Origin of the sequence: Pseudomonas sp. EA_65y_Pfl2_P78 (assembly GCF_963970495.1) — a bacterium.
GTDB classification, from domain to species: Bacteria; Pseudomonadota; Gammaproteobacteria; order Pseudomonadales; family Pseudomonadaceae; genus Aquipseudomonas; species Aquipseudomonas baetica_A.
The window spans coordinates 25,799-50,314 of the sequence record NZ_CAXAON010000008.1 but is presented as its reverse complement, the minus strand read 5'-3'; the positions used below and the strand labels follow the sequence as shown (position 1 = coordinate 50,314).

Sequence of the window (24,516 nt, the reverse complement as noted above, 5' to 3'; positions counted from 1 at the left end):
TTACTCCTTGGTGTCTTCAGGTTCAGCAACTGCCGGGTGCTGATTGTCTTCAGCCACGGCGCGCTCGATCAGGGCCGACAGGTGCGCACCACGCACGACGCTTTCGTCGTAGTGGAAGTGCAATTGCGGCACGCTGCGCAACTTCATTTCGCGGGCCAGTTGCATACGCAGGAAACCTGCGGCGGCATTCAGTACCTTGATGCTTTGCGCGATGTCTTCGGCATTGTCCTGCCCCATCACGGTGATGAAGATCTTCGCGTGACCGACGTCACGGCTGACTTCCACAGCGGTAATGGTGACCAGGCCGACGCGCGGATCTTTGACTTCACGACGGATCAGTTGGGCCAGCTCACGCTGCATCTGATCGCCGATACGTTGGGTGCGGCTGTATTCTTTTGCCATGATTTGTTACCTGTTACTGCCCTACGGTGAAACCCGCAAGGTCTGAAAGCGGCAAACGCCCGGCCTGACAGAAGCCAGACCGGGCGTTGCGTTTAGAGTCCGAGTGATGCGCCACACATTGCAGTGCGGCCGACCATCACGGCTCCTGAAGTGCGCGAGTTAGAGGCTGCGAGCAACCTGAACCTTCTCGTAAACTTCGATCTTGTCGCCAGCTTTGACGTCGTTGTAGCTCTTGACGCCAATACCGCATTCCATGCCGGCACGTACTTCGGAAGCGTCATCCTTGAAGCGGCGCAGGGATTCCAGCTCGCCTTCGAAGATAACGATGTCTTCACGCAGTACACGGATCGGACGGTTACGGTGCACAACACCTTCGATCACCATGCAACCAGCGATCGCGCCAAACTTCGGCGAACGGAACACGTCACGCACCTCGGCAACACCCAGGATGTTCTCGCGAACATCGCTGCCGAGCATACCGGTCAGGGCTTTCTTGACGTCTTCGATGATGTCGTAGATCACGTTGTAGTAACGCATATCCAGACCTTCCTGCTCGACGATCTTCCGTGCGCCAGCATCGGCACGCACGTTGAAGCCGAACAGTACAGCGTTGGAGGCCAGTGCCAGGTTGGCGTCGGATTCAGTGATACCACCGACACCGCCGCCGACTACGCGCACTTGCACTTCGTCGTTGCCCAGGCCATTCAAGGCACCGTTCAACGCTTCCAGCGAACCACGGACGTCGGATTTGAGGACGATGTTGAGCGTCTTCTTCTCGGCCTGACCCATGTTTTCAAAGATGTTTTCCAGCTTGCCGGCGTGAGCGCGAGCCAGTTTGACTTCGCGGAACTTGCCTTGACGGAACAGAGCCACTTCACGGGCTTTCTTCTCGTCAGCCACTACGCTCATCTCGTCGCCAGCGTCCGGGGTACCGTCCAGGCCGAGAATCTCGACAGGGATGGAAGGACCGGCTTCCTTGATTGGCTTGCCGTTCTCGTCGAGCATGGCGCGAACGCGACCATAGTTCGAACCGACCAGCACCATGTCGCCTTGGCGCAGGGTACCGTCTTGGACCAGCACGGTTGCAACCGGGCCACGACCTTTGTCGAGACGCGATTCAACCACGACACCACGGCCTGGAGCCGAAGGAGTCGCTTTCAGTTCGAGAACTTCAGCCTGCAGCAATACGGCTTCGAGCAGTTCGTCCACGCCAGTACCGACTTTCGCCGAAACCGGTACGAACGGCGTATCACCGCCCCACTCTTCCGACGTCACACCGTGAACCGACAGTTCGCTACGGATGCGATCAAGATCAGCACCCGGCTTATCGATCTTGTTCACTGCAACCACCAGTGGAACGCCAGCCGCTACAGCGTGCTGAACAGCTTCAATGGTCTGCGGCATTACGCCGTCGTCGGCTGCAACCACCAGAATCACGATATCGGTCGCCTTGGCACCACGGGCACGCATTGCGGTAAACGCGGCGTGACCCGGGGTATCAAGGAAGGTGACCATGCCGCGTTCGGTTTCAACGTGGTACGCACCGATGTGCTGGGTGATACCGCCGGCTTCGCCCGCAGCAACCTTGGCACGACGAATGTAGTCGAGCAGCGAGGTCTTACCGTGGTCAACGTGGCCCATTACGGTCACGACTGGCGCACGGGAGAACGACTCACCTTCAAACTTCAGGGACTCGGCCAGGGAATCTTCCAGAGCGGTGTCGCTGACCAGGGTCACTTTGTGGCCCAGTTCTTCGGCTACCAGTTGAGCAGTTTCCTGATCAAGCACCTGGTTGATGGTCGCTGGAGTACCCAGTTTGAACATGAACTTGATGATTTCAGCAGCCTTGACCGACATCTGATTGGCGAGATCGCCAACGGTGATGGTCTCGCCGATCTGCACATCGCGCACGACAGGGCCGGTTGGGCTCTGGAAACCGTGAGCGTTGCGCTTCTTCAGCTTGGACTTGCCGCGACCACCACGACGGAAGCCATCGCTCTCTTCGTCGGTAGTACGTGGCGCGACACGTGGTGCTGGCGCTTTCTCTTTGACCGATGCGCGATGCGGAGCGTTTTTACGCTCGCCGTCACCACCGCCACTGCGACGATTGTTGTCGTCGGCACGTGGTTTGTCCGGACGGCGCTGTTCGTTCTGCTTGTTACGAACGTCAGCAGACGGTGCTGGAGCAGCGGCGGCCACCGGTGCGCTTTCGCGTACTGGCTGGGCAGCTGCAGCCGGCGCCGAAACGGCGTCGTTGGTAGCGGTTTTGGCAGCAGCAGGCTGGCGACGCGCTTCTTCTTCGGCGCGTTGCTTGGCTTCTTCTTCAGCCTTCTGACGCGCAGCATTTTCTACTGCGCGACGTTCATCCAGTTCACGCTTGCGCTCGGCTTCGATTTCTTCCGGGCTACGCTGTACGAAAACTTTCTTTTTGCGAACTTCAACGCTGATGCTCTTGCTACCAGCCACACGCAGGGTGCTGGTGGTTTTACGCTGCAGCGTGATCTTGCGTGGTTCTTCCACTTTCGCCTTGTGGCTGCTCTTCAAGTGAGTCAGCAAAGATTGCTTCTCACTGTCAGTCACATGTTCTTCGGCGGCGGTGTGCGGCAGACCTGCCTCACGCATCTGCTGCAACAGGCGCTCTACCGGTGTTTTGACCTCATCGGCCAGTTGTTTCACCGTGACTTGCGTCATGCACTTCTCTCCTCAGGCCGCGCCTAATTACTCGAACCAGTGGGCTCGGGCGGCCATGATCAACTTGCCGGCACGATCATCGTCAATGCCGTCGATGTCGAGCAGGTCGTCAATAGACTGCTCGGCCAGGTCTTCGCGGGTAATTACGCCGCGCACCGCCAGTTCCATCGCCAAATCCTTGTCCATACCCTCAAGCGAGAGCAGGTCTTCGGCCGGATGGGCGTCTGCCAGCTTTTCCTCAGTAGCGATGGCTTTGGTCAACAAGCGATCCTTGGCACGAGCGCGAAGCTCGTTGACGATGTCCTCGTCAAAGCCGTCGATGTTGAGCATTTCTTCCAACGGTACGTAGGCAATCTCTTCCAGGCTGGTGAAGCCTTCATCAACCAGCACCTGAGCCAGCTCTTCGTCGACTTCCAGCTCGTCGATGAAGTTGCGCAGGATGTCGCCGGTTTCTGCTTGCTGCTTAGCCTGGATGTCCGATTCGGTCATCACGTTCAGGGTCCAGCCAGTCAACTGGCTCGCCAGACGCACGTTCTGACCACCGCGACCGATGGCCTGAGCCAGATTGTCTGCGCCAACGGCGATGTCCATGGCGTGGGCATCTTCGTCAACGATAATTGCCGCAACCTCGGCCGGGGACATGGCGTTGATCACGAACTGAGCCGGGTTGTCGTCCCACAGGACGATATCAACACGCTCACCGCCCAACTCACCCGACACTGCCTGGACGCGCGAACCGCGCATACCAATGCAAGCGCCCTGCGGGTCGATGCGTTTGTCCTTGGAGCGGACGGCGATCTTGGCACGCGAACCCGGATCACGGGACGCAGCCATGACTTCGATCAGACCTTCGGCAATTTCCGGCACTTCGATACGGAACAGCTCGATCAGCATTTCCGGCGCGGTACGCGACAGGATCAACTGCGGGCCACGGTTCTCGGTGCGGATTTCCTTGAGCAGCGCGCGCAAACGCACGCCGACGCGGAAAGTTTCGCGAGAGATGATGTCTTCACGGGCCAGCAACGCTTCAGCGTTATTGCCCAGGTCGACGATCACGTTATCGCGGGTGACTTTTTTCACGGTGCCGGAGATGATTTCTCCCAGGCGCTCGCGATAGGCGTCGACCACTTGAGCACGCTCGGCTTCGCGCACTTTCTGCACGATGACTTGCTTGGCAGTCTGTGCAGCAATGCGGCCGAACTCGATGGACTCGATCTTTTCTTCAACAACGTCGCCGACATTGGCGCCAGGATGCGTTTCAGCAACCTTGCTCGGCCAGGTTTCGATAGCCGGATCGTCGAGATCGTTTTCTTCGACGACCGTCCAGCGACGGAAAGTTTCGTAAGAACCGGTGTGGCGGTTAATTTCCACACGCAGGTCAACTTCGTCTTCAAAACGCTTTTTGGTAGCAGTGGCCAGAGCCAGCTCCAGCGCTTCAAAAATTACGCTTGCCGGTACGCCCTTTTCATTGGATACCGACTCAACAACCAGCAGTACTTCTTTGCTCATCGTACGCCTCGCCTTTCGCAAGCCATTGGATCCGCGGGATCCGCGTCTCAGTCAAAACTGGGAATAATGTTGGCCTTGTCGATCATATCGATCGGCAACAGGAATTCGTGGTCATCTACCTGCACCACGACATCCTGCTCTTCTACACCGCGCAGAAGGCCCTGAAAGTTGCGTCGACCTTCAAAAGGCGAGCGCAGCTTGATCTTCACTTGTTCACCGGCAAATTTTGCAAACTGCTCAAGAGTGAACAGTGGGCGCTCCATGCCAGGCGAGGAAACTTCGAGGGTGTATTCAACGGAGATTGGATCTTCAACATCCAGTACACCGCTGATCTGACGGCTGACAATGGCGCAATCGTCCACCAGCACGCCACCCTCTTTATCGATATAAACGCGCAACATCGAGTGACGACCTTGAGCCGAAAACTCAATACCCCAGCATTCATAGCCTAGGGCCACGACCACCGGGGCCAGCAAGGCCTGCAACTCTTCTAGCTTGCTCGACACCTGAACCCCCTAGTGCATGATATGTGCATGCTATGCAAAATAAAAAAATGGGCCTAACGCCCATCCTTGAAACGCCGCCGAACAGCGGCGTCGAAAGTATCCAGCTAACAAAAAGCCCCTTAAAAGGGGCTCCTTAAACTGGTTGCGGGGGCCGGATTTGAACCGACGACCTTCGGGTTATGAGCCCGACGAGCTACCAGACTGCTCCACCCCGCGACAAAGCTGGGGCGGAAGTATACGACCGATCCCTTGCAGGGTCAATGTAACCTTCCACCTGCAAGAAAGCCCGCAACAGCGGGCTCTCTTGACTAATTGGTACCGAGAAGGGGACTCGAACCCCTACACCCTATGGGCACAACCACCTCAAGGTTGCGTGTCTACCAATTCCACCACCTCGGCAAAACTACGTTTGAAACCCTTCTTACTTCTGCTCTTGAGCTGGAGGTACGTCAGTCGCTGGAGTAGCCGACTTTTGCTCTTGAAGCACCGGTACATCATCAGAAGCCGGTTGTTGCTGCTTAGGCACTTCCAACACTGCTGGATCTGGCAAACCTGCTTGAGTCAGCTCATGAGCTTTCTCTTTAGCAAAGTAACCTAACCCCAAGCTGGTTATGAAGAAACCGGCGGCAAGTATAGCAGTAAACTTACTAAGAAAGGTAGAGGAACCTTGGCTTCCGAACACAGTATTTGAAGCACCTGCTCCGAAAGACGCACCAGCGTCCGCACCCTTACCCTGCTGCAGCAAAACCAGAGCAACTACGCCCAATGCACCCAGCAGATGAAAAACGACTACGACTGTTTCCAGCATTTTTTCAGTTTCCCGCGGCGCGACAAATCGCACCGAACTCATCTGCATTCAGGGAAGCTCCACCAATGAGCCCCCCATCGATATCCGGCATGCCGAACAGTTCGACCGCATTGGCCGCCTTCACGCTGCCGCCGTATAGAAGCCGCACACCTCGTGCGACCTCAGAATTCTCTGCCGCCAACTGTTCGCGAATGGCTTTATGCACATCCTGAGCCTGTTGCGGCGTTGCAGTCAGTCCGGTACCAATGGCCCAGACAGGCTCGTAAGCGATGACTGCCTTGGCAAAAGCACCTACACCCAGCTCCTCGATGATGCTGCCCAGCTGACGCCCGACAACCTCAAGAGTTTTTCCAGCTTCGCGTTGCTCGAGGGTTTCCCCTATACACAACACCGGAATCAAGCCACATGCCTGTGCCGCTGCGAACTTGCGATTCAGCATCCCGTCTCGCTCGCCCATTATCTGGCGGCGTTCGGAGTGCCCGACAAGCACAAGGGAACAACCTGCATCCACCAACTGACTCGGTGCAATCTCACCGGTCAATGCACCTTGCATGGATTCCACCGCAGAATTCTGCGCACCGACCGAAATCGATTTGCCTTTCAAGCCATCAATCACTTGATTGATATACAAGCAAGGCGGGAATACCGCGACATCAACACCGCTTGGCAAGGCCAGATGACGAAGCCCGTTGATCAGCTCAGCGACGCTGGCGCGGGTACCGTGCATCTTCCAGTTACCAGCTACCATAGGGCGACGCATGCTGTACCTCGTCGGTCAAAGTGGGCGCAGATGTTACCCAACACAATCATGGCTGGCAAGCCGAATCAGGCAGAAACTTCAGTTACCAGTTTTGCCAGCTCTTCGGCATAGCTGCGAACCTGGGTTGCATCCTCCCCTTCAACCATCACACGCACCAAAGGCTCTGTGCCGGACTTGCGCAAAAGCACACGTCCGCGACCGGCCATTGCCTGAGTGACGCGCGCGCTGGCCTCCTTGACAGCCGGATGTTCCAGCGGACTTTCACCTCCACCGAAACGCACATTGATCAGCACCTGAGGACACTTGCGCAAAGCTTGTCGAGCTAACGCCAGACCTTCGTTACGCGTTTTGAGCGCCATCAGCACTTGCAGAGCAGCAATGATCGCGTCACCGGTCGTGGTGTGATTGAAACAGACGATATGCCCTGAGTTCTCACCACCGACCAACCAGTTACGCTCAAGCAACTCAGCAATCACATAACGGTCGCCGACATTGGCGCGAACAAACGGAATCGAAAGATCGGCAAGGGCCAGCTCCAGACCGAGATTACTCATCAGGGTGCCTACCACTCCTCCTTGCAGCTTTCCACGCTCCTGCAGATCGCGAGCAATGATGAACAGCAGGTCATCACCGTCAACAATCGCCCCCGTGTGGTCAACCATCAGGACGCGATCACCATCCCCGTCAAAAGCAATACCCAGATCAGCGTGCTCAGCCAGCACCGCCGCCTGCAACTGCCCCATATGAGTGGAGCCGCAATTGTCGTTGATGTTCAGACCATTTGGCTGGGCTGACAGCACCACGACCTCGGCGCCCAGCTCACGAAAAACACTCGGCGCAACTTTATAGGTCGCACCGTGAGCGCAGTCGATGACGATCTTGAGACCGGCGAAATTGGTACCGGTTGGCACACTGCTTTTGCAGAATTCAATGTAACGACCAGAGGCGTCATTGATCCGCGACACCTTGCCGATCTTGCTCGACTCGACCACGGTCATTGGAGTGTCGAGCAACTCTTCGATCATCAATTCCAGCTCATCCGGCAACTTGGTACCTTTACCTGAGAAGAACTTGATGCCGTTATCATCATGCGGGTTGTGCGAAGCACTGATCACGATGCCGGCTTCAGCCTGGAACGTGCGCGACAGATAGGCAATGGCCGGCGTCGGCATCGGACCAAGCAGCATTACATCCGCCCCCGCCGAAGTCAGTCCAGCTTCAAGCGCCGATTCAAACATATAACCGGAGATGCGCGTGTCTTTGCCAACCAGCACTTTGCAGGCGCCCATCTTGCGGAACGCCATGCCAGCAGCCCAGCCGAGCTTGAGCATGAAGTCAGGAGTAATCGGATATTCCCCGACTCGACCACGAATGCCGTCAGTACCAAAGTATTTCTTGCTCATAACTGCTCCATCGTTCTTATTCAGCCGACTCAACGGCCGCGATCATCCGCACCACGTCTACCGTTTCCGCCACATCATGGACGCGCAATATACGTGCGCCCTTGATTGACGCGAGCGCAGCCAGTGCGAGACCACCATGCAGACGCTCGCCCACAGGACGATTCAAGGCGTGACCAATCATGCTTTTCCGAGATACACCAACCAACAAAGGTCGACCTAGCTTATGCAGAGCCTCCATATGCTTGAACAAGCTTAGGTTGTGCTCCAGGGTTTTGGCGAATCCGAAACCAGGATCAAGTATGACACGCTCGGCAGCAATACCTGCCAACGCGCATTGAGCCATCCGCTCAGCGAGAAATTCGCTCACTTCCCGAGTGACATTCTGATAGCGCGGATCATCCTGCATATCACCAGGCTCACCCAGCATATGCATCAGACACACCGGCAACCCCGTAGCCGCCGCCGCATCCAATGCACCATCGCGCCGCAGTGACCGCACATCATTGATCAATCCGGCACCCAGTCTCGCAGTTTCGCGCATCACCGCCGGAGTCGACGTATCGACCGAGATGATGACATCAAGTTCGCGATTGATCAGCTCGACGATTGGCGCCACGCGCTCAAGCTCTTCCAGCGGCGAAACCGTACGAGCGCCAGGACGGGTGGACTCGCCACCCACATCGATCAGCGTCGCACCTGCGGCGACCATGGCTTCAGCGTGGCGCAAGGCCACGTCGAGCTGGCTGTATCGGCCGCCGTCAGAGAAAGAATCGGGAGTTACATTGAGAATACCCATGACATGCGTCTGGGAAAAATCAAGAACCCGGTTGCCGCAAGGCAACCGGGTCAGGGACTGTACAGAAGTCATTTCAAACCTTAAACATCAGCAGCCGGACCGCCAATCGGTTTTTCCGGACGCTCATCCTGAACGACAGGAGGCGGCGGCGTACCCGCACCACCCGACCAATCGCGAGGCTCGCGAGGCGTGCGACCGGCCATGATGTCGTCGATCTGCTCAGCATCAATCGTTTCATACTTCATCAGCGCGTCAGCCATTGCATCCAGCTTGTCACGATTATCCGTGAGGATCTGCTTGGCCGTGCCGTAGCACTGATCAATGATGCTGCGCACTTCGGAATCGATAAGCTTCGCAGTCTCACCAGAGAAACTGGCGCCCTGACCGCCACCACCACGCCCGAGGAACACTTCACCCTCTTCTTCGGCGTACATCAACGGACCGAGTTTTTCCGAAAGACCCCACTTGGTCACCATGTTCCGTGCAATCTGACTGGCACGCATGATGTCGTTGGAAGCACCAGTGGTTACACCGTCGAAGCCCAAGGTCATTTCTTCAGCGATACGGCCACCGTACAGCGAGCAAATCTGGCTGATCAGCGCACGCTTGGACAGACTGTAACGATCTTCTTCCGGCAGGAACATGGTCACACCCAACGCACGACCGCGCGGGATAATCGAAACCTTGTAGACCGGGTCATGCTCAGGCACAACACGACCGACAATGGCGTGGCCAGCTTCGTGATAAGCAGTGTTCTGCTTTTCTTTCTCGGACATGACCATCGATTTTCGCTCGGCGCCCATCATGATCTTGTCTTTGGCCAGCTCGAACTCTTTCATCTCGACGATGCGTTTGCCGCTACGAGCAGCGAACAGCGACGCTTCGTTGACCAGGTTGGCCAAGTCGGCACCGGAAAAGCCCGGAGTACCGCGAGCGATAACGGCCGGAGCAACGTCGTCACCCATTGGCACTTTGCGCATGTGAACCTTGAGAATCTGCTCGCGACCACGAATATCTGGCAGGCCGACCACAACCTGACGGTCGAAACGGCCCGGACGCAGCAATGCCGGATCGAGTACGTCAGGACGGTTGGTTGCAGCAATCACAATGATGCCGTCATTCATTTCGAAGCCGTCCATCTCAACCAGCAACTGGTTGAGGGTCTGCTCACGCTCGTCGTGACCACCCCCCATGCCGGCGCCACGGTGGCGACCGACAGCGTCGATTTCGTCGATGAAAATGATGCAAGGCGCATGTTTCTTCGCCTGCTCGAACATGTCACGCACACGGCTTGCACCGACACCGACGAACATTTCGACGAAGTCAGAACCGGAAATGGTGAAGAAAGGCACTTTGGCTTCGCCAGCGATAGCCTTGGCCAGCAAAGTCTTACCGGTACCCGGAGGCCCCACCATCAGCACGCCACGAGGGATACGACCACCCAGACGCTGGAACTTGCCCGGATCACGCAGGAACTCTACCAACTCACCCACTTCTTCCTTGGCTTCGTCGCAACCGGCAACGTCAGCCAAAGTAGTCTTGACCTGATCTTCGGAGAGCAGGCGCGCCTTGCTCTTGCCGAAGCTCATCGGTCCGCCCTTGCCGCCAGCGCCGCCCTGCATCTGGCGCATGAAGAACATGAACACCGCGATAATCACCAGGATCGGGAAGCTGGCTACCAGAAGCTGGGTCCAGATGCTCTGCTGCTCAGGTTGCTTGCCCTCAACCACAACGTGGTTATCGACCAGATCACCGATCAGGCCATTGTCCTGAATAGCGGGACGAATGGTCTTGAAGCTGTCGCCGTCGTTGCGCTTGCCGGTAATCACATAGCCATCAACCGCTACGCGCTCGACCTTGCCATCCTTGACCTGCTGGATGAAGTCGGAATAGTTGAGGGTCTGCGGCTCGTTAGGGCTGGAGAAGTTGTTCATCACCGTCACCAGGACAGCCGCGATGATCAACCACAGGATCAAATTCTTTGCCATATCGTTCAATTAACTACCCTCTGAAGCAAGCTCCGCTACTGGCGCGCGCTTCGCATGATATTCACCGGCCTAACTTACTACATTACCTACAACTCTGGCAGGCGCCGTCTGTAACCCTTTGTGAAACACTTTCTACACAATATTCGCTAAAGCGCTCGGGGCAAAATACGAAAAACCTATCACCCCCGTGAAAAAAACCCGTTTTACTCACTACGCCCGCGATAACCCCAAGCCAGCATGTACTGCTCGCGGGAGCTGCCACGAGAAGAATCCGGTTTGATCATCTGGATCTTGTCGAACTTCTTGCGGGCATCCTTCAGGTAAACATCAAACCCTTCGCCCTGAAAAATCTTGATTACGAAATTACCACCCGGCTTGAGTATCCGCTCCGCCAGATCAAGCGCCAACTCGCAAAGGAACATGGCTTTGGGCATGTCCACTTCAGGTGTACCACTCATATTGGGGGCCATATCGGAAATCACAAGGTCTACCTGCGAATTACCGACGGCATCCAGGATCTGCGCGAGTACTGCGTCCTCGGTGAAGTCGCCCTGAATGAAGGTCACGTCCGGAATACTGTCCATTTCCAGGATGTCCGAGGCAATCAGACGCCCCTGACCACCGATCAGCCGGCTAGTAACCTGCGACCAGCCACCAGGCGCAGCCCCCAGATCGACAACACTCATGCCCGGACGGATCAGCTTGTATTTCTCTTGAACCTCCAGAAGCTTGTAACTCGCACGCGAGCGGTAGCCATCCTTCTGCGCTTGCTTCACATAGGGATCATTGACATGTCTTTTCAGCCAACCAAGGCTTGTCTTGGAACGCGCCATTGGGCACCTCGATGATAAGGGTCGTGATTAATTGGGCGGATCCACGAACCCTCGGGTAAAATGGCCGCCATTTTACAGAATCCAGACGAAAGGGTCAGATTATGCCGCTCACTCAAGAGCAGAAGAAACAGTACAAATCCATTGGCCACCATCTGAAACCAGTCTTGACTGTGGCTGACAACGGTTTGACTGAAGGTGTTATAGCCGAACTTGAACGCGCATTGGCGGATCACGAGCTGATCAAAATCAAGCTCAACATCCTTGATCGCGAGTCGCGCCTGGCGCACATCGCAGAACTGTGCAAGGTCGGCAAGGCTGACCTGGTACAGGTCATCGGCAAGATGGCACTGGTTTACCGCAAGAACTTCAGCGTCAACAAGCAGCTGTCGAACGTTCATCGCTTCAAGTGATGACAAGGGTCAAGGGTGTGCTTCGCGCACCCTGCCACTCCATCCAGGTACCGGCTGCAGCACCAGCACCAACCCGGAAAACCCCAGAACCAGATAACTGAATACCTGCCAGCGCTGAGCATCCGGCCAGCCGATACGCACGGCGACAAACATCGCACACGCATTCAACGCCATCAACAGCACCTGCCCGCGAAAATCTTGCCATAGACTGCCAAGGCCCTCGGCCTGCACCAGCACCAAGGCCTGAAAAATCAAGCATGCGGCGGAAAAGCCCACCACCAGCACTTCAAATGCACTGGCGATTTCATCAATCAGCAACTGCGCCAGGCCAATCTGGCCCAACGCCGGCTGCAAACCAAAATGAATCAACCAAAGACCACCGACCCACAACATCTGGGTCAGCTGCCAAAGCATGGCGCCCGCGCGTAGCGGGCGCCCGGTTTCAGATGTGACGGACTTCGACAATCTCATACTCGATAACGCCACCTGGCGTTTTCACAGCAACCACATCACCCTCTTCCTTGCCGATCAAAGCACGAGCAAGAGGAGAACCGACTGAAATCTTGCCGAGTTTGAAGTCAGCCTCATCCTCACCCACGATGTGGTAAGTGACGCTTTCATCAGTTTCGACATTAGCGATTTCAACGGTGGTGCCGAAAATCACTTTACCGGTATGGGGAATCGTCGTGACATCGATGATCACCTGATTCTGAATCCGGCCCTCAATATCACGAATCCGCGCTTCGACCATGCCTTGCTGTTCACGAGCGGCATGGTATTCAGCGTTTTCCTTCAAGTCACCCAACTCGCGGGCCGTACCGATGTCCTGGCTAAGCTTTGGACGAACGACCTTGGTCAGGTGAGTGTGCTCTTCTTCCAGGGCGCGAGCGCCCTGAACAGTCATTGGGTACTTGATTATGCTCATGCCTTCAATCCTGCGTGTAGATCCTGCAAGCGGCGCACGGTTTTTTCAGGACCGAATTTCAGCGCTTCACAGATAGCTTCGCCAGCAGCAATGGTGGTGGTGCAGTAAATCTTGTGCTGCAAGGCATTACGACGAATGGAGTAGGAGTCGGCGATCGACTGACGACCTTCAGTGGTGTTGATGATCAGAGTGACTTCGTCATTCTTGATCATGTCGACCACGTGCGGACGCCCCTCGGTCACCTTGTTCACACGACGCACTTTCAGGCCCGCAGCTTCGATCAGCTTGGCAGTGCCGGCAGTCGCGACCACTTCGAAGCCCAAGTTGATCAGATCACGGGCTACGCCTGCAACCAGTGGCTTGTCGTCGTCACGCACGCTGATGAATGCAGTACCGCCGGTCGGCAGCACTTCGCTGGCACCCATTTGGGCCTTGGCGAAAGCTTCGCCGAAGGTGTCGCCGACACCCATCACTTCACCAGTGGACTTCATCTCTGGGCCGAGGATCGGGTCAACGCCAGGGAATTTGGCGAACGGGAAGACCGCCTCTTTCACGCTGTAGAAGTTCGGGATGATTTCCTTGGTGAAACCAATTTCTTTCAGGGTTTTACCGGCCATCACGCGAGCCGCGATCATCGCCAGGGAAACACCGATGCACTTGGAGACGAACGGTACGGTACGGGAAGCGCGCGGGTTCACCTCGATGACGTAGATGTCTTCTCCTTGCAGCGCCAACTGCACGTTCATCAGGCCGACAACACCCAACTCCAGGGCCATTTTCTTGACCTGTTCGCGCATCTCGTCCTGGATGTGCGCCGGCAGCGAGTAAGGCGGCAGCGAGCACGCGGAGTCACCGGAGTGAACGCCAGCCTGTTCGATGTGCTGCATGATCGCGCCGATCACCACGTCCTTGCCGTCGCAGACCGCATCAACGTCCATCTCGATGGCGCAGTTGAGGAAGTGATCGAGCAGCACCGGGCTGTCGTTGGACACCTGCACCGCGTCACGCAGGTAACGCTTGAGCTCGTCTTCCTTGTAGACGATCTCCATTGCGCGACCGCCCAGCACGTAGGACGGGCGCACCACCAGCGGATAACCGATCTTCGCAGCAGCGCGAACAGCTTCGTCTTCGCTACGCACGGTGGCGTTTGGCGGCTGACGCAAGTTCAGACGCTCAACCATTTGCTGGAAGCGCTCACGGTCTTCAGCGCGGTCGATGGCGTCAGGGCTGGTGCCGATGATCGGTACGCCGGCAGCTTCCAGAGCACGAGCCAGTTTCAGCGGAGTCTGGCCGCCGTACTGGACGATCACACCTTTGGGCTTCTCGACGCGGCAGATTTCCAGCACGTCTTCCAGCGTTACCGGCTCGAAGTACAGACGGTCGGACGTGTCGTAGTCGGTGGACACGGTTTCCGGGTTGCAGTTGACCATAATGGTCTCGTAACCGTCTTCGCGCAGAGCGAGGGCCGCGTGAACGCAGCAGTAGTCGAACTCGATACCCTGACCGATACGGTTCGGACCGCCGCCCAGAATCATGATTTTGTCGCGACCGGACGGCGCCGCTTCGCACTCTTCCTCGTAAGTCGAGTACAGGTAAGCAGTGTCGGTGGCGAACTCGGCCGCGCAGGTGTCAACGCGCTTGTAGACCGGGAACACTTCCAGCTTGTGACGGTGAGTGCGCAGGTTTTTCTCGGTAACGCCCAGCAACTTGGCCAGACGCTGATCGGAGAAGCCTTTGCGCTTGAGCTTGAACATCAGGTCGCGGTCGATAGCGGACAGACCGAGGGTCTTGACCTTCTCTTCGTCCTTGATCAGATCTTCGATCTGCACCAGGAACCACGGGTCGATCATGTTCATGCCGAAGATGTCTTCGACAGTCATGCCCGCACGGAAGGCGTCTGCCACGTACCAGATACGCTCGGCGCCCGGCACAGTCAGTTCGCGCTTGAGCACGCTCATGCTTTCCGGATTGCTCAGGTCGAGCTTCTCGTCCAGACCGCAAACACCAACCTCCAGACCGCGCAGGGCTTTCTGCAGGGATTCCTGGAAGGTACGGCCGATAGCCATGACTTCGCCGACCGATTTCATCTGCGTGGTCAGGCGTGCGTCAGCCTTGGCGAATTTCTCGAAGGCGAAGCGGGGCAGCTTGGTCACGACGTAGTCGATGGACGGCTCGAAGGACGCCGGGGTCTTCCCACCGGTGATGTCGTTCGACAGTTCGTCGAGGGTGTAACCCACAGCCAGTTTGGCCGCGACTTTGGCGATCGGGAAACCGGTGGCTTTCGAAGCCAGCGCCGAGGAACGCGATACACGCGGGTTCATTTCGATCACGACCATACGGCCAGTGTTCGGGCAGATACCGAATTGAACGTTGGAACCGCCGGTCTCGACGCCGATCTCGCGCAGTACCGCCAGGGAGGCGTTACGCAGGATCTGGTATTCCTTGTCGGTCAGGGTCTGAGCCGGGGCGACAGTGATCGAGTCACCGGTGTGCACGCCCATCGGGTCGAAGTTTTCGATCGAGCAGACGATGATGCAGTTGTCCTTTTTGTCGCGGACAACTTCCATTTCATATTCTTTCCAGCCGATCAGGGATTCGTCGATCAGCAGCTCTTTGGTTGGCGACAGGTCCAGACCACGGGCGCAGATTTCTTCGAACTCTTCACGGTTGTAAGCGATACCGCCACCAGTGCCGCCCATGGTGAAGGACGGACGGATGATGCACGGAAAACCCAACGTTTCGAGGACTGCGTTGGCTTCTTCCATGCTGTGGGCGATACCGGAACGCGGGCAGGCCAGGCCGATGGATTTCATCGCCTTGTCGAAACGCGAACGGTCTTCAGCCTTGTCGATGGTGTCGGCGTTGGCACCGATCATCTCCACGCCGAACTTCTCCAGAACGCCTTCGCGCTCCAGATCCAGGGCGCAGTTCAGAGCAGTCTGGCCGCCCATGGTTGGCAACACTGCATCGGGACGTTCTTTTTCGATGATCTTGGCAACAGTCTGCCACTTGATCGGCTCGATGTACGTGGCGTCAGCCATGTCCGGGTCGGTCATGATGGTGGCCGGGTTGGAGTTCACCAGGATGACGCGGTAACCCTCTTCGCGCAGGGCCTTGCAGGCCTGGGCGCCGGAGTAGTCGAATTCGCAAGCCTGGCCGATAACGATCGGGCCAGCGCCAAGAATCAGGATGCTTTTAATGTCTGTACGTTTTGGCATGGGTTTGTCACTCAAATCCGCAGGTCAGTCGGCAAGCCGTCTTGATCGATTTCTGAAGTCTCGAGGGGGCCGCCGGTGTCGGGGCCGCCCTCGAAGGGCTTCTCTCTACAGTCTCAAGGCGAACGCTTAGCGTCGCTTGGCCATCTCGTTGATGAAGCGGTCGAACAGTGGCGCGACATCGTTCGGGCCCGGGCTCGCCTCAGGGTGACCCTGGAAGCTGAACGCACTTTTGTCGGTGCGCTCGATGCCTTGCAGGGTGCCGTCGAACAGCGATTTGTGAATCGCGCGGACGTTGGCAGGCAGCGTTTCTTCGTCTACCGCAAAACCGTGGTTCTGGCTGGTGATCATCACGACGCCCGTGTCCAGGTCCTGCACCGGGTGGTTGGCACCGTGGTGACCATGGCCCATTTTCAGGGTCTTGGCACCGGAGGCCAGCGCCAGCAACTGGTGACCGAGGCAAATGCCGAATACCGGAGTTTCGGTTTCCAGCACGTCCTTGATCGCCTGGATCGCGTAGTCGCACGGCTCCGGATCACCAGGGCCGTTGGACAGGAACACACCGTCCGGCTTCAGAGCCAGTACGTCAGCGGCCGGAGTTTGCGCCGGGACCACGGTAACGCGGCAGCCGCGCTCAACCAGCATGCGCAGAATGTTCAGCTTGACGCCAAAGTCGTAGGCAACGACGTGGTAAGGCAACTCGGAAGCTTCGATGGTCGCGTGGCTGTCGGTTTTCAGATCCCAGACAGTGGAGCGCCATTCGTATTGAGCCTTGGTGCTGACGACTTTCGCCAGATCCATTCCCTTGAGGCCCGGAAAGCCTTGCGCGGCAGCAATGGCGGCTTCTTCAGAGATGTTGTCACCGGCCATGATGCAGCCGTTCTGTGCACCTTTTTCACGCAGGATGCGGGTCAGACGACGGGTGTCGATACCGGCGATCGCCACAACATTGTTGGCTTTCAGGTAATCAGACAGGGACATCGTGTTGCGCCAGTTGCTCGCCACCAGCGGCAAGTCACGGATGACCAGACCAGCGGACCAGACGCGGTCGGACTCGGCGTCTTCGGGCGTGGTGCCGGTGTTGCCGATGTGCGGGTAAGTCAGGGTAACGATCTGTTGGGCGTAGGAAGGATCGGTAAGGATTTCCTGATAGCCGGTCATTGCGGTGTTGAACACCACCTCACCAACGGTTTGACCGTCGGCTCCAATGGCTTCGCCGCGAAAAATGCTGCCATCAGCAAGGGCAAGTATGGCTGGCTTAGTCAAGAAGACCTCCCGTAAATAACGCATGAAAGGGCGATCGCAGGTTGTAAAAAAGCGGAGTGACGTATGGACACGTCACCCCGCTTCTTCACTGAATTATTCTGCTCGCTTTTAGTGGACACACTAAAGCTGTAGCTTACAGAAAAAGGCTTTTTGGGTCCACCGCTAATGAGCCTAAAAGGCCGGAGAATGCGACAGGACGTCGCTCGGCGGAGAAAATCCAGCGCAAACAGGGCGTTTGCGCCGGGTTCAAACGGTCAATCAACGCAGGTCGAGCACGTCTTGCATGTCGTACAGGCCCGGCTCGCGACCGTCCAGCCACAACGCCGCACGCACCGCGCCCTTGGCGAACGTCATGCGGCTCGACGCCTTATGGGTGATCTCCAGACGCTCACCCTCACAGGCGAACAGCACCGTGTGATCACCCACCACATCCCCACCACGAACCGTGGCAAAACCGATGGTTTCGCGCTCACGGGCACCGGTATGGCCTTCACGACCGTAGACCGCAACTTTCTGCAGATCACGATCCAGCGCACCGGCAATCACCTCACCCATGCGCAACGCCGTACCCGACGGCGCATCGATCTTGTGGCGGTGGTGAGCCTCGATGATTTCGATGTCGGCATCATCACCCAACACGCGCGCCGCCATGTCCAGCAGCTTCAGCGACAGATTGACCCCGACGCTGAAGTTGGACGCGAAGACGATAGGAATGTCCTTGCCCGCCTCGACCAGCAATTGCTTTTGCGCCGCATCCAGCCCGGTGGTGCCGATGACCATGGCCTTGCCTGCCTTACGACAGAACGCCAAATTTTTCAGCATCACTTCCGGCAGCGTGAAGTCGATCAATACATCGAATTCATCAGCGACCGCTTCCACATGACCGGAGAGCGGCACGCCAATTCGCCCCAGCGAAGCCAACTCACCGGCATCCACCCCGATCAGCGTGCTGCCAGGACGGACGACAGCGGCAGTCAACCCGGTCAGTGGCGCGCGCTGCTGCACGGCCTCCACCAGAATTTTACCCATGCGCCCGGCGGCGCCCATCACTGCAATACGTCGCATGCCCACTCCTTACAAGTCGCCGAAGAAGCGCTTCACACCGTCAAACCAACCCGTGGTTTTCGGCGAGTGGCTGTTGTCATCGGCCAGGGAGCTGCGGAACTCTTCCAGCAATTCGCGCTGACGACGATTCAGGTTGACCGGCGTCTCGACCGCTACACGGCACATCAAGTCGCCCGCACCACCGCCACGCACAGGAGCCACACCCTTGCCGCGCACGCGGAACTGCTTGCCGGTCTGGGTACCTTCAGGGATTTTCAGTTTGACGCGACCGTCGAGGGTCGGAATTTCCAGCTCGCCGCCCAGCGCTGCATCGACAAAGCTGATCGGCACTTCGCAGAACAGATGTTTGCCGTCACGCTGAAAGATGTCGTGCTCTCGCACGTTGATGACGACATACAGGTCACCAGTCGGACCACCTTGAGTACCCGCCTCGCCTTCGCCAGACAGACGAATGCGGTCGCCAGTATCGACGCCGGCCGGCACTTTGACCGACAGGGTTTTGTACTCTTCAACGCGGCCGTCACCGTGGCAGGAGTCGCACGGATCGGAAATGATCTTACCCTGGCCATGGCAACGCGGGCAGGTCTGCTGCACCGAGAAGAAGCCCTGCTGCATGCGCACCTGACCAATGCCGCCACACGTCGGGCAAGTCGAAGGTGACGAGCCTTTTTTGGCACCCGAACCATCGCACGGCTTGCAATTGACCAGTGTCGGAACGCGGATATTCACGGTTGTGCCGCGCACCGCTTCTTCCAGATTCAGTTCCAGGGTGTAGCGCAAGTCGCTGCCACGCTGAGCCCCGCCACGGGAACCACCGCGACCGCCACCGAAGAAGTCACTGAAGACATCGCCAAAGATGTCGGAGAAGTTCTGACCACCGAAACCGGCACCGCCTCCCCCCATGCTTGGGTCGACACCGGCATGACCATACTGGTCGAACGCCGCTCGCTTGCTCGAGTCGGACAATACTTCGTAGGCCTCATTGGCCTCTTTGAACAGTTCTTCCGATGCTTTGTCATCGGGATTACGGTCCGGGTGATGCTTCATCGCCAAACGGCGATAGGCCTTTTTCAGGTCTGCGTCGCTCGCGCCACGCTCAACACCCAACACCTCGTAATAGTCACGCTTTGCCATAAGTCTTTGCACTCTTAAGGACGTTCGGCAAACCCCTCCTGAGCCTCGCCAAACTCGTTGAGCCCCAATACAGGCCCGGACCCAACTCACGTCAATTCAACGATCCTGGTCTGTGATTCATGCGGTACTTTCGACGTGAAAAGCAGGAGCATTTTCAGCCATACCGCCAGCATCCGAACGCTGTCGCATGCTGTAAAAATTCGCGTATTCCAGATACACCAACGCGGGAGCAAGCTCCCGCGCGGCGACATCCTACCAGTCACCGCCGAAAGGCAGTCAACCGGCCGACCAACAACTTACTTGTGGTCTTTGACTTCTTCGAACTCTGCATCGACCACGTCTTCAGGTTTCTCAGCCGATTCGCCTTGCGGGGCTGCACCATCAGCTGGCTGAGCCTGGTCGGCGTACATCTTCTGAGCAACCGGAGCGGAGAGTTTCGACAGCTCTTCAACCCTGGCTTCGATGGCAGCCTTGTCGTCGCCTTTAACAGCGGCTTCCAGAGCGACCACAGCGGCTTCGATCGCAGTCTTCTCTTCGGCGCTGACCTTGTCGCCAGCTTCGGAGACCATTTTGCGAGTCGAGTGAACCAGTGCATCACCTTGGTTACGGGCGACGGCCAGTTCTTCGAACTTGCGATCTTCGTCAGCGTTCGCTTCGGCGTCACGCACCATGCGCTCGATTTCTTCGTCGGACAGACCGGAGTTGGCCTTGATCACGATCGACTGAGTCTTGCCGGTGGCCTTGTCTTTCGCACCAACGTGCAGGATGCCGTTGGCATCGATGTCGAAAGTCACTTCAATCTGCGGCACGCCACGTGGAGCGGGTGGAATGTCGGCCAGGTCGAACTTGCCCAGGGATTTGTTTTGTGTGGCTTGCTTACGCTCACCTTGCAGAACATGAATGGTCACAGCGCCCTGGTTGTCGTCGGCAGTCGAGAACACTTGCGATTTCTTGGTAGGAATCGTGGTGTTTTTCTCGATCAGCGCGGTCATCACGCCACCCATGGTTTCGATACCCAGGGTCAGCGGGCTGACGTCGAGCAGCAGAACGTCTTTCACGTCGCCAGCCAGAACAGCGCCCTGAATCGCAGCACCCATGGCAACCGCTTCGTCCGGGTTAACGTCTTTACGTGCTTCTTTACCGAAGAAATCGGTTACCAGCTTCTGTACCAGCGGCATACGAGTCTGACCGCCGACCAGGATCACGTCGTTGATCGCGCCAACGTCCAGACCAGCGTCTTTCATGGCGATGCGGCAAGGTTCGATGGTGCGCTGAACCAGGTCTTCAACCAGAGCTTCGAGCTTGGCACGCGAGATCTTGACGTTCAGGTGCTTAGGACCGGTGGCGTCTGCAGTGATGTACGGCAGGTTCACGTCGGTCGACTGAGCGGACGACAGCTCGATCTTGGCTTTCTCAGCGGCTTCTTTCAGGCGCTGCATGGCCAGCGGATCACCTTTGAGGTTCATGCCGCTTTCTTTCTTGAATTCGTCCACGAGGTAGTCGATCAGACGAATGTCGAAGTCTTCACCGCCCAGGAACGTGTCACCGTTGGTGGCCAACACTTCGAACTGGTGCTCGCCGTCAACTTCAGCGATCTCGATCACCGAAACGTCGAAAGTACCGCCACCCAGGTCGTAAACGATCACGGTGTGATCGCCCTTGGCCTTGTCCATACCGTAAGCCAGAGCGGCGGCGGTTGGTTCGTTGATGATACGTTTTACGTCCAGACCGGCGATGCGGCCGGCGTCTTTGGTCGCCTGACGCTGGCTGTCGTTGAAGTAAGCCGGAACGGTGATTACCGCCTCAGTCACTGGCTCGCCGAGGTAATCTTCGGCGGTCTTCTTCATTTTCTTCAGAATTTCAGCCGAGATTTGTGGCGGGGCCATTTTCTGGCCGTTTACTTCAACCCAAGCGTCGTTGTTGTCAGCCTTGACGATCTTGTAAGGGACCATCTGAATGTCTTTCTGCACAACTTCTTCGTCGAAACGACGACCGATCAGACGCTTTACGGCGTACAGAGTGTTGTGCGGGTTGGTAACAGCCTGACGCTTGGCCGACTGACCTACCAGAATTTCGCCATCGTTGGCGTAAGCGATGATCGACGGCGTGGTACGCGCGCCTTCAGCGTTTTCAATAACTTTTGCTTTGCCGTTTTCCAGCACGGAGACGCAGGAGTTGGTAGTCCCCAGGTCGATACCGATAATTTTGCCCATGTTAACTCTCCCGAAACTTTGGATTTGGATGCCGCAGCAGTGGTGGCTAACTGCGGTAGCACTTAAACGCTTGACTTCTAAATGGGGGCCTTGCGGCTAATTTCAAGCCTGCTCATCAATAGAAGGCGAAACTGGCGCAGGCGCCTTGCTGACCACGACCATGGCCGGGCGCAACAAGCGGCCGTTGAGCTGGTAGCCCTTCTGGAACACCTTCAGAACGCTGTTCGGCTCTACGTCGGCGCTTTCCTGCATGGCCATCGCCTGATGGTGAACGGCATTGAACGGTTCGCCATGCGGATCGATCGCTTCAAGCTGATAACGCTTGAGGGTGTCGTGGAACATTTTCAGCGTCAGCTCGATCCCCTCGCGCATCGGACGAATACTTTCGTCGTCCGGGTTCGACAGCTCGAGGCCGCGCTCCAGGCTGTCGACAATCGGCAACAGATCGCTGGCGAATTTTTCCAGCGCAAACTTATGCGCTTTCTCGACGTCTTGCTCGGCACGACGACGGACGTTCTGCAGATCAGCGGCAACACGCAGAGACTGATCCTGCGCGGCGGCCAATTGCTCTTCGAGCACTTGTACACGGGTCGCCAGGTCGTCACCCGAACCCTCGGGCGCTGGATTGGCTTCTGGGTTTTGCTTATCTACTGTCTGTTCGTCAGCCATAGAATTCTCCTTTCAATATCGTCCGCGAGTTCGACTCGCGCTTCTGTCCCGATATATGGGGCCGCAAAATCAGGCTTCAAGGGGCTTCAATGATTAACCCTACAAAAAAGTGCCGCTTTCTCATTCCTCAATGCACTAAGAAATTTTTCCGTTCAAGCGAATCGAGCTAAGAGGGGGCATTGTCAGCCCGAAACAAAACACTGTATAAATAACCAGACCTAAAGCCTGGGAGCGGCCTTTATGCTGGTGCACCTGTCTGTACACAACTACGCCATCGTTGAACATCTCGATCTCGAACTCGATCGCGGGATGAGCGTGATCACAGGGGAAACCGGCGCAGGCAAATCGATCATGCTCGACGCCCTGGGCCTGACCCTTGGCGATCGCGCCGACAGTGGCGTAGTGCGCCCGGGCGCCGACAAGGCCGATATCCTGGCGACTTTCGACCTGATCGATATCCCCGAAGCCCGCGCCTGGCTAGCCGAACGCGACCTGGACATCGACGGCCCCTGCATCCTGCGCCGGGTCATCACCTGCGAAGGTCGTTCGCGCGGCTATATCAACGGCACGCCCTGCCCGCTGGGTGATCTCAAGGCTCTCGGCGAATTGCTGATCGATATCCATAGCCAGCATGAACACCAGTCCCTGCTGAAAACCGACACCCATCGCCGACTGCTGGACGAATACGCCGGCGCTACCGACCTGGCGCGCCAAGTGCATCTGGCCGCGCAGCGTTGGCGCCAGACACGCCAGGAGCTGGAGCGCCTCTCCAATTCCGGCGACGAACAACGCGCGCGCCATCAACTGCTCAGCTACCAGCTCGAAGAACTGGAAAATCTCGGCCTCGGCGAGAACGAACTCGAGCAGTTGGAGCAGGAACACAAAAACCTGACCAACGCCGAAACCTTGCTGGGTATTTGTCGACAAGTGGTCGAGCAATGCAGCGAAAGTGATTCCGGCAACGTGCTGAATGCGCTGACCGCCAGCCTCAATCGCTTATCGAGTGTGAACAATTCGGTCGGCGCACTGGGCGAAGCAAGCAGCTTGCTGACCAGCGCGCAGATCCAGGTTGAAGAAGCCGTTGGTGAACTCAACCGCTTCCTTGATAACTTCGATGCCGACCCGGCTCGCCTGCAATATCTGGAAGAGCGACTGGATGCCATTTACACGCTGGCGCGCAAGCACAGGATTCAACCGACCGAAGTCAGTGAAATGCAGCAGAAACTGCTGGATGAAATCGAAACGCTCAATGCCAACGACGAATCCATCGAGCGCTTGAGCGAAGAGCTAGCCTCCTATGCTCGCCATTATCAGGAGAAGGCCCGCGAGCTGAGTGATTTGCGCCATCAGGCCGCCGGCAGCCTCGCCAGCGCGGTAGAGCAGGAAATTCAACGCCTGGGCATGCCGGGCGGGCGGTTCACCATTGAGCTGCGCGCCAATAGCAGCGAAGAACTTCTGCCCAACGGGCTGGAGCAAGTCGAACTGCTGGTCAGCGCCAACCCCGGCCAACCCCTGAAGGCACTGGCGAAAGTGGCGTCCGGTGGCGAACTGTCACGTATCAGCTTGGCAATTCAAGTGATTACCGCGCAAACCTCCCGCGTACCCACACTGGTATTCGACGAGGTGGACGTAGGCATTGGCGGTCCGACCGCTGAAATTGTCGGCCAATTGCTTCGCCGCCTGGGTGAACGCGGACAGGTTCTGACAGTGACGCACTTGCCACAAGTGGCGGCGCAAGGTCACCAACACCTGTTTGTACACAAGGTACGGGGCGAACAGGCAACCCATACTGCTGTCTCCAAGCTGAGCAAGAACGACCGAATAGAAGAAGTGGCACGCATGCTGGGCGGCATCGACCTGACCAAGGAATCCTTGGCGCATGCGAAAAAGATGGTCGTCACCGCCAAAGTTTAAAGATGACAC

The 24,516-nt window shown here is 57.2% G+C and carries 20 protein-coding genes and 2 tRNA genes; 2 read left to right on the top strand and 20 right to left on the bottom strand.

Annotated features, from left to right (window positions below; translation table 11 throughout):
• From rbfA to rlmE, 12 genes are all read right to left on the bottom strand, one after another.
• The gene (rbfA, locus tag AACY02_RS09415; protein ID WP_095191053.1) at window positions 1–402 is read right to left on the bottom strand and encodes a 30S ribosome-binding factor RbfA; all 402 of its coding nucleotides are present in this window, start codon (window positions 400–402) and stop codon (window positions 1–3) included.
• 159 nt (window positions 403–561) lie between these two features.
• The gene (gene infB / locus AACY02_RS09410; RefSeq protein WP_339431697.1) at window positions 562–3,093 is read right to left on the bottom strand and encodes a translation initiation factor IF-2; all 2,532 of its coding nucleotides are present in this window, start codon (window positions 3,091–3,093) and stop codon (window positions 562–564) included.
• A gap of 27 nt (window positions 3,094–3,120) precedes the next feature.
• Window positions 3,121–4,602: a transcription termination factor NusA gene (gene nusA, locus AACY02_RS09405; protein WP_221730613.1), complete on the bottom strand. Its 1,482-nt coding sequence runs from the start codon at window positions 4,600–4,602 to the stop codon at window positions 3,121–3,123.
• A gap of 47 nt (window positions 4,603–4,649) precedes the next feature.
• Window positions 4,650–5,108: a ribosome maturation factor RimP gene (rimP, locus tag AACY02_RS09400; protein ID WP_007915250.1), complete on the bottom strand. Its 459-nt coding sequence runs from the start codon at window positions 5,106–5,108 to the stop codon at window positions 4,650–4,652.
• A 139-nt stretch (window positions 5,109–5,247) separates the two neighbouring features.
• Window positions 5,248–5,324, bottom strand: a tRNA-Met gene (locus AACY02_RS09395).
• A gap of 97 nt (window positions 5,325–5,421) precedes the next feature.
• Window positions 5,422–5,507 (bottom strand) — tRNA-Leu (locus AACY02_RS09390).
• A gap of 22 nt (window positions 5,508–5,529) precedes the next feature.
• Complete coding sequence (gene secG, locus AACY02_RS09385; RefSeq protein ID WP_095191056.1) at window positions 5,530–5,916, bottom strand: preprotein translocase subunit SecG; 387 nt, start codon at window positions 5,914–5,916, stop codon at window positions 5,530–5,532.
• A gap of 4 nt (window positions 5,917–5,920) precedes the next feature.
• Window positions 5,921–6,676, bottom strand: a complete 756-nt coding sequence (gene tpiA, locus AACY02_RS09380; protein ID WP_016986498.1) for a triose-phosphate isomerase — start codon at window positions 6,674–6,676, stop codon at window positions 5,921–5,923.
• Between the two features lie 65 nt (window positions 6,677–6,741).
• Window positions 6,742–8,079: a phosphoglucosamine mutase gene (glmM, locus tag AACY02_RS09375; protein ID WP_339431696.1), complete on the bottom strand. Its 1,338-nt coding sequence runs from the start codon at window positions 8,077–8,079 to the stop codon at window positions 6,742–6,744.
• A gap of 16 nt (window positions 8,080–8,095) precedes the next feature.
• Window positions 8,096–8,947, bottom strand: a complete 852-nt coding sequence (gene folP, locus AACY02_RS09370) for a dihydropteroate synthase (protein ID WP_339431695.1) — start codon at window positions 8,945–8,947, stop codon at window positions 8,096–8,098.
• A gap of 8 nt (window positions 8,948–8,955) precedes the next feature.
• Window positions 8,956–10,863 (bottom strand): ATP-dependent zinc metalloprotease FtsH, encoded by a 1,908-nt coding sequence (ftsH, locus tag AACY02_RS09365; protein WP_221730609.1) that lies wholly within the window; start codon window positions 10,861–10,863, stop codon window positions 8,956–8,958.
• A 203-nt stretch (window positions 10,864–11,066) separates the two neighbouring features.
• Complete coding sequence (rlmE, locus tag AACY02_RS09360; RefSeq protein ID WP_150617091.1) at window positions 11,067–11,696, bottom strand: 23S rRNA (uridine(2552)-2'-O)-methyltransferase RlmE; 630 nt, start codon at window positions 11,694–11,696, stop codon at window positions 11,067–11,069.
• Window positions 11,697–11,797: 101 nt separating this feature from the next.
• Here rlmE and AACY02_RS09355 point away from each other — a divergent pair, with 101 nt between their 5' ends.
• On the top strand, window positions 11,798–12,106 hold the full coding sequence (locus tag AACY02_RS09355; protein WP_339431694.1) for a YhbY family RNA-binding protein: 309 nt from the start codon (window positions 11,798–11,800) through the stop codon (window positions 12,104–12,106).
• Between the two features lie 9 nt (window positions 12,107–12,115).
• Here AACY02_RS09355 and AACY02_RS09350 read toward each other — a convergent pair whose 3' ends face one another.
• The 8 genes from AACY02_RS09350 to grpE all read right to left on the bottom strand — a co-directional run bounded on the left by AACY02_RS09350 (window position 12,116) and on the right by grpE (window position 22,593).
• Entirely contained in the window at window positions 12,116–12,520 is a 405-nt protein-coding gene (locus AACY02_RS09350; protein ID WP_339431693.1) for an MFS transporter, read from the bottom strand.
• A gap of 28 nt (window positions 12,521–12,548) precedes the next feature.
• Window positions 12,549–13,025, bottom strand: coding sequence for a transcription elongation factor GreA (greA, locus tag AACY02_RS09345; protein WP_339431773.1), 477 nt, complete (start codon window positions 13,023–13,025; stop codon window positions 12,549–12,551).
• Window positions 13,026–13,027: 2 nt separating this feature from the next.
• A complete protein-coding gene (gene carB / locus AACY02_RS09340; RefSeq protein ID WP_339431692.1) occupies window positions 13,028–16,249 on the bottom strand; it encodes a carbamoyl-phosphate synthase large subunit in 3,222 nt (1,073 codons plus the stop codon).
• A gap of 126 nt (window positions 16,250–16,375) precedes the next feature.
• Entirely contained in the window at window positions 16,376–17,512 is a 1,137-nt protein-coding gene (gene carA, locus AACY02_RS09335) for a glutamine-hydrolyzing carbamoyl-phosphate synthase small subunit (RefSeq protein WP_339431691.1), read from the bottom strand.
• 258 nt (window positions 17,513–17,770) lie between these two features.
• Window positions 17,771–18,577, bottom strand: coding sequence for a 4-hydroxy-tetrahydrodipicolinate reductase (dapB, locus tag AACY02_RS09330; protein ID WP_339431690.1), 807 nt, complete (start codon window positions 18,575–18,577; stop codon window positions 17,771–17,773).
• A 9-nt stretch (window positions 18,578–18,586) separates the two neighbouring features.
• Window positions 18,587–19,711, bottom strand: coding sequence for a molecular chaperone DnaJ (gene dnaJ, locus AACY02_RS09325; protein WP_221730603.1), 1,125 nt, complete (start codon window positions 19,709–19,711; stop codon window positions 18,587–18,589).
• 296 nt (window positions 19,712–20,007) lie between these two features.
• On the bottom strand, window positions 20,008–21,924 hold the full coding sequence (gene dnaK, locus AACY02_RS09320) for a molecular chaperone DnaK (protein ID WP_339431689.1): 1,917 nt from the start codon (window positions 21,922–21,924) through the stop codon (window positions 20,008–20,010).
• 102 nt (window positions 21,925–22,026) lie between these two features.
• Entirely contained in the window at window positions 22,027–22,593 is a 567-nt protein-coding gene (gene grpE, locus AACY02_RS09315) for a nucleotide exchange factor GrpE (RefSeq protein WP_339431688.1), read from the bottom strand.
• 240 nt (window positions 22,594–22,833) lie between these two features.
• Between grpE and recN the strand changes: the two genes are divergently transcribed.
• A complete protein-coding gene (gene recN / locus AACY02_RS09310; RefSeq protein WP_339431687.1) occupies window positions 22,834–24,507 on the top strand; it encodes a DNA repair protein RecN in 1,674 nt (557 codons plus the stop codon).
• Window positions 24,508–24,516: the final 9 nt, after the last annotated feature.

Bases quoted from the DNA above. Each gene is read 5' to 3' on its own strand.
- rbfA (WP_095191053.1), bottom strand. From the start codon at position 402: ATGGCAAAAGAATACAGCCGCACCCAACGTATCGGCGATCAGATGCAG.
- infB (WP_339431697.1), bottom strand. From the start codon at position 3,093: ATGACGCAAGTCACGGTGAAACAACTGGCCGATGAGGTCAAAACACCG.
- nusA (WP_221730613.1), bottom strand. From the start codon at position 4,602: ATGAGCAAAGAAGTACTGCTGGTTGTTGAGTCGGTATCCAATGAAAAG.
- secG (WP_095191056.1), bottom strand. From the start codon at position 5,916: ATGCTGGAAACAGTCGTAGTCGTTTTTCATCTGCTGGGTGCATTGGGC.
- tpiA (WP_016986498.1), bottom strand. From the start codon at position 6,676: ATGCGTCGCCCTATGGTAGCTGGTAACTGGAAGATGCACGGTACCCGC.
- glmM (WP_339431696.1), bottom strand. From the start codon at position 8,079: ATGAGCAAGAAATACTTTGGTACTGACGGCATTCGTGGTCGAGTCGGG.
- folP (WP_339431695.1), bottom strand. From the start codon at position 8,947: ATGACTTCTGTACAGTCCCTGACCCGGTTGCCTTGCGGCAACCGGGTT.
- ftsH (WP_221730609.1), bottom strand. From the start codon at position 10,863: ATGGCAAAGAATTTGATCCTGTGGTTGATCATCGCGGCTGTCCTGGTG.
- rlmE (WP_150617091.1), bottom strand. From the start codon at position 11,696: ATGGCGCGTTCCAAGACAAGCCTTGGTTGGCTGAAAAGACATGTCAAT.
- AACY02_RS09355 (WP_339431694.1), top strand. From the start codon at position 11,798: ATGCCGCTCACTCAAGAGCAGAAGAAACAGTACAAATCCATTGGCCAC.
- AACY02_RS09350 (WP_339431693.1), bottom strand. From the start codon at position 12,520: ATGCTTTGGCAGCTGACCCAGATGTTGTGGGTCGGTGGTCTTTGGTTG.
- carB (WP_339431692.1), bottom strand. From the start codon at position 16,249: ATGCCAAAACGTACAGACATTAAAAGCATCCTGATTCTTGGCGCTGGC.
- dapB (WP_339431690.1), bottom strand. From the start codon at position 18,577: ATGCGACGTATTGCAGTGATGGGCGCCGCCGGGCGCATGGGTAAAATT.
- dnaJ (WP_221730603.1), bottom strand. From the start codon at position 19,711: ATGGCAAAGCGTGACTATTACGAGGTGTTGGGTGTTGAGCGTGGCGCG.
- dnaK (WP_339431689.1), bottom strand. From the start codon at position 21,924: ATGGGCAAAATTATCGGTATCGACCTGGGGACTACCAACTCCTGCGTC.
- grpE (WP_339431688.1), bottom strand. From the start codon at position 22,593: ATGGCTGACGAACAGACAGTAGATAAGCAAAACCCAGAAGCCAATCCA.
- recN (WP_339431687.1), top strand. From the start codon at position 22,834: ATGCTGGTGCACCTGTCTGTACACAACTACGCCATCGTTGAACATCTC.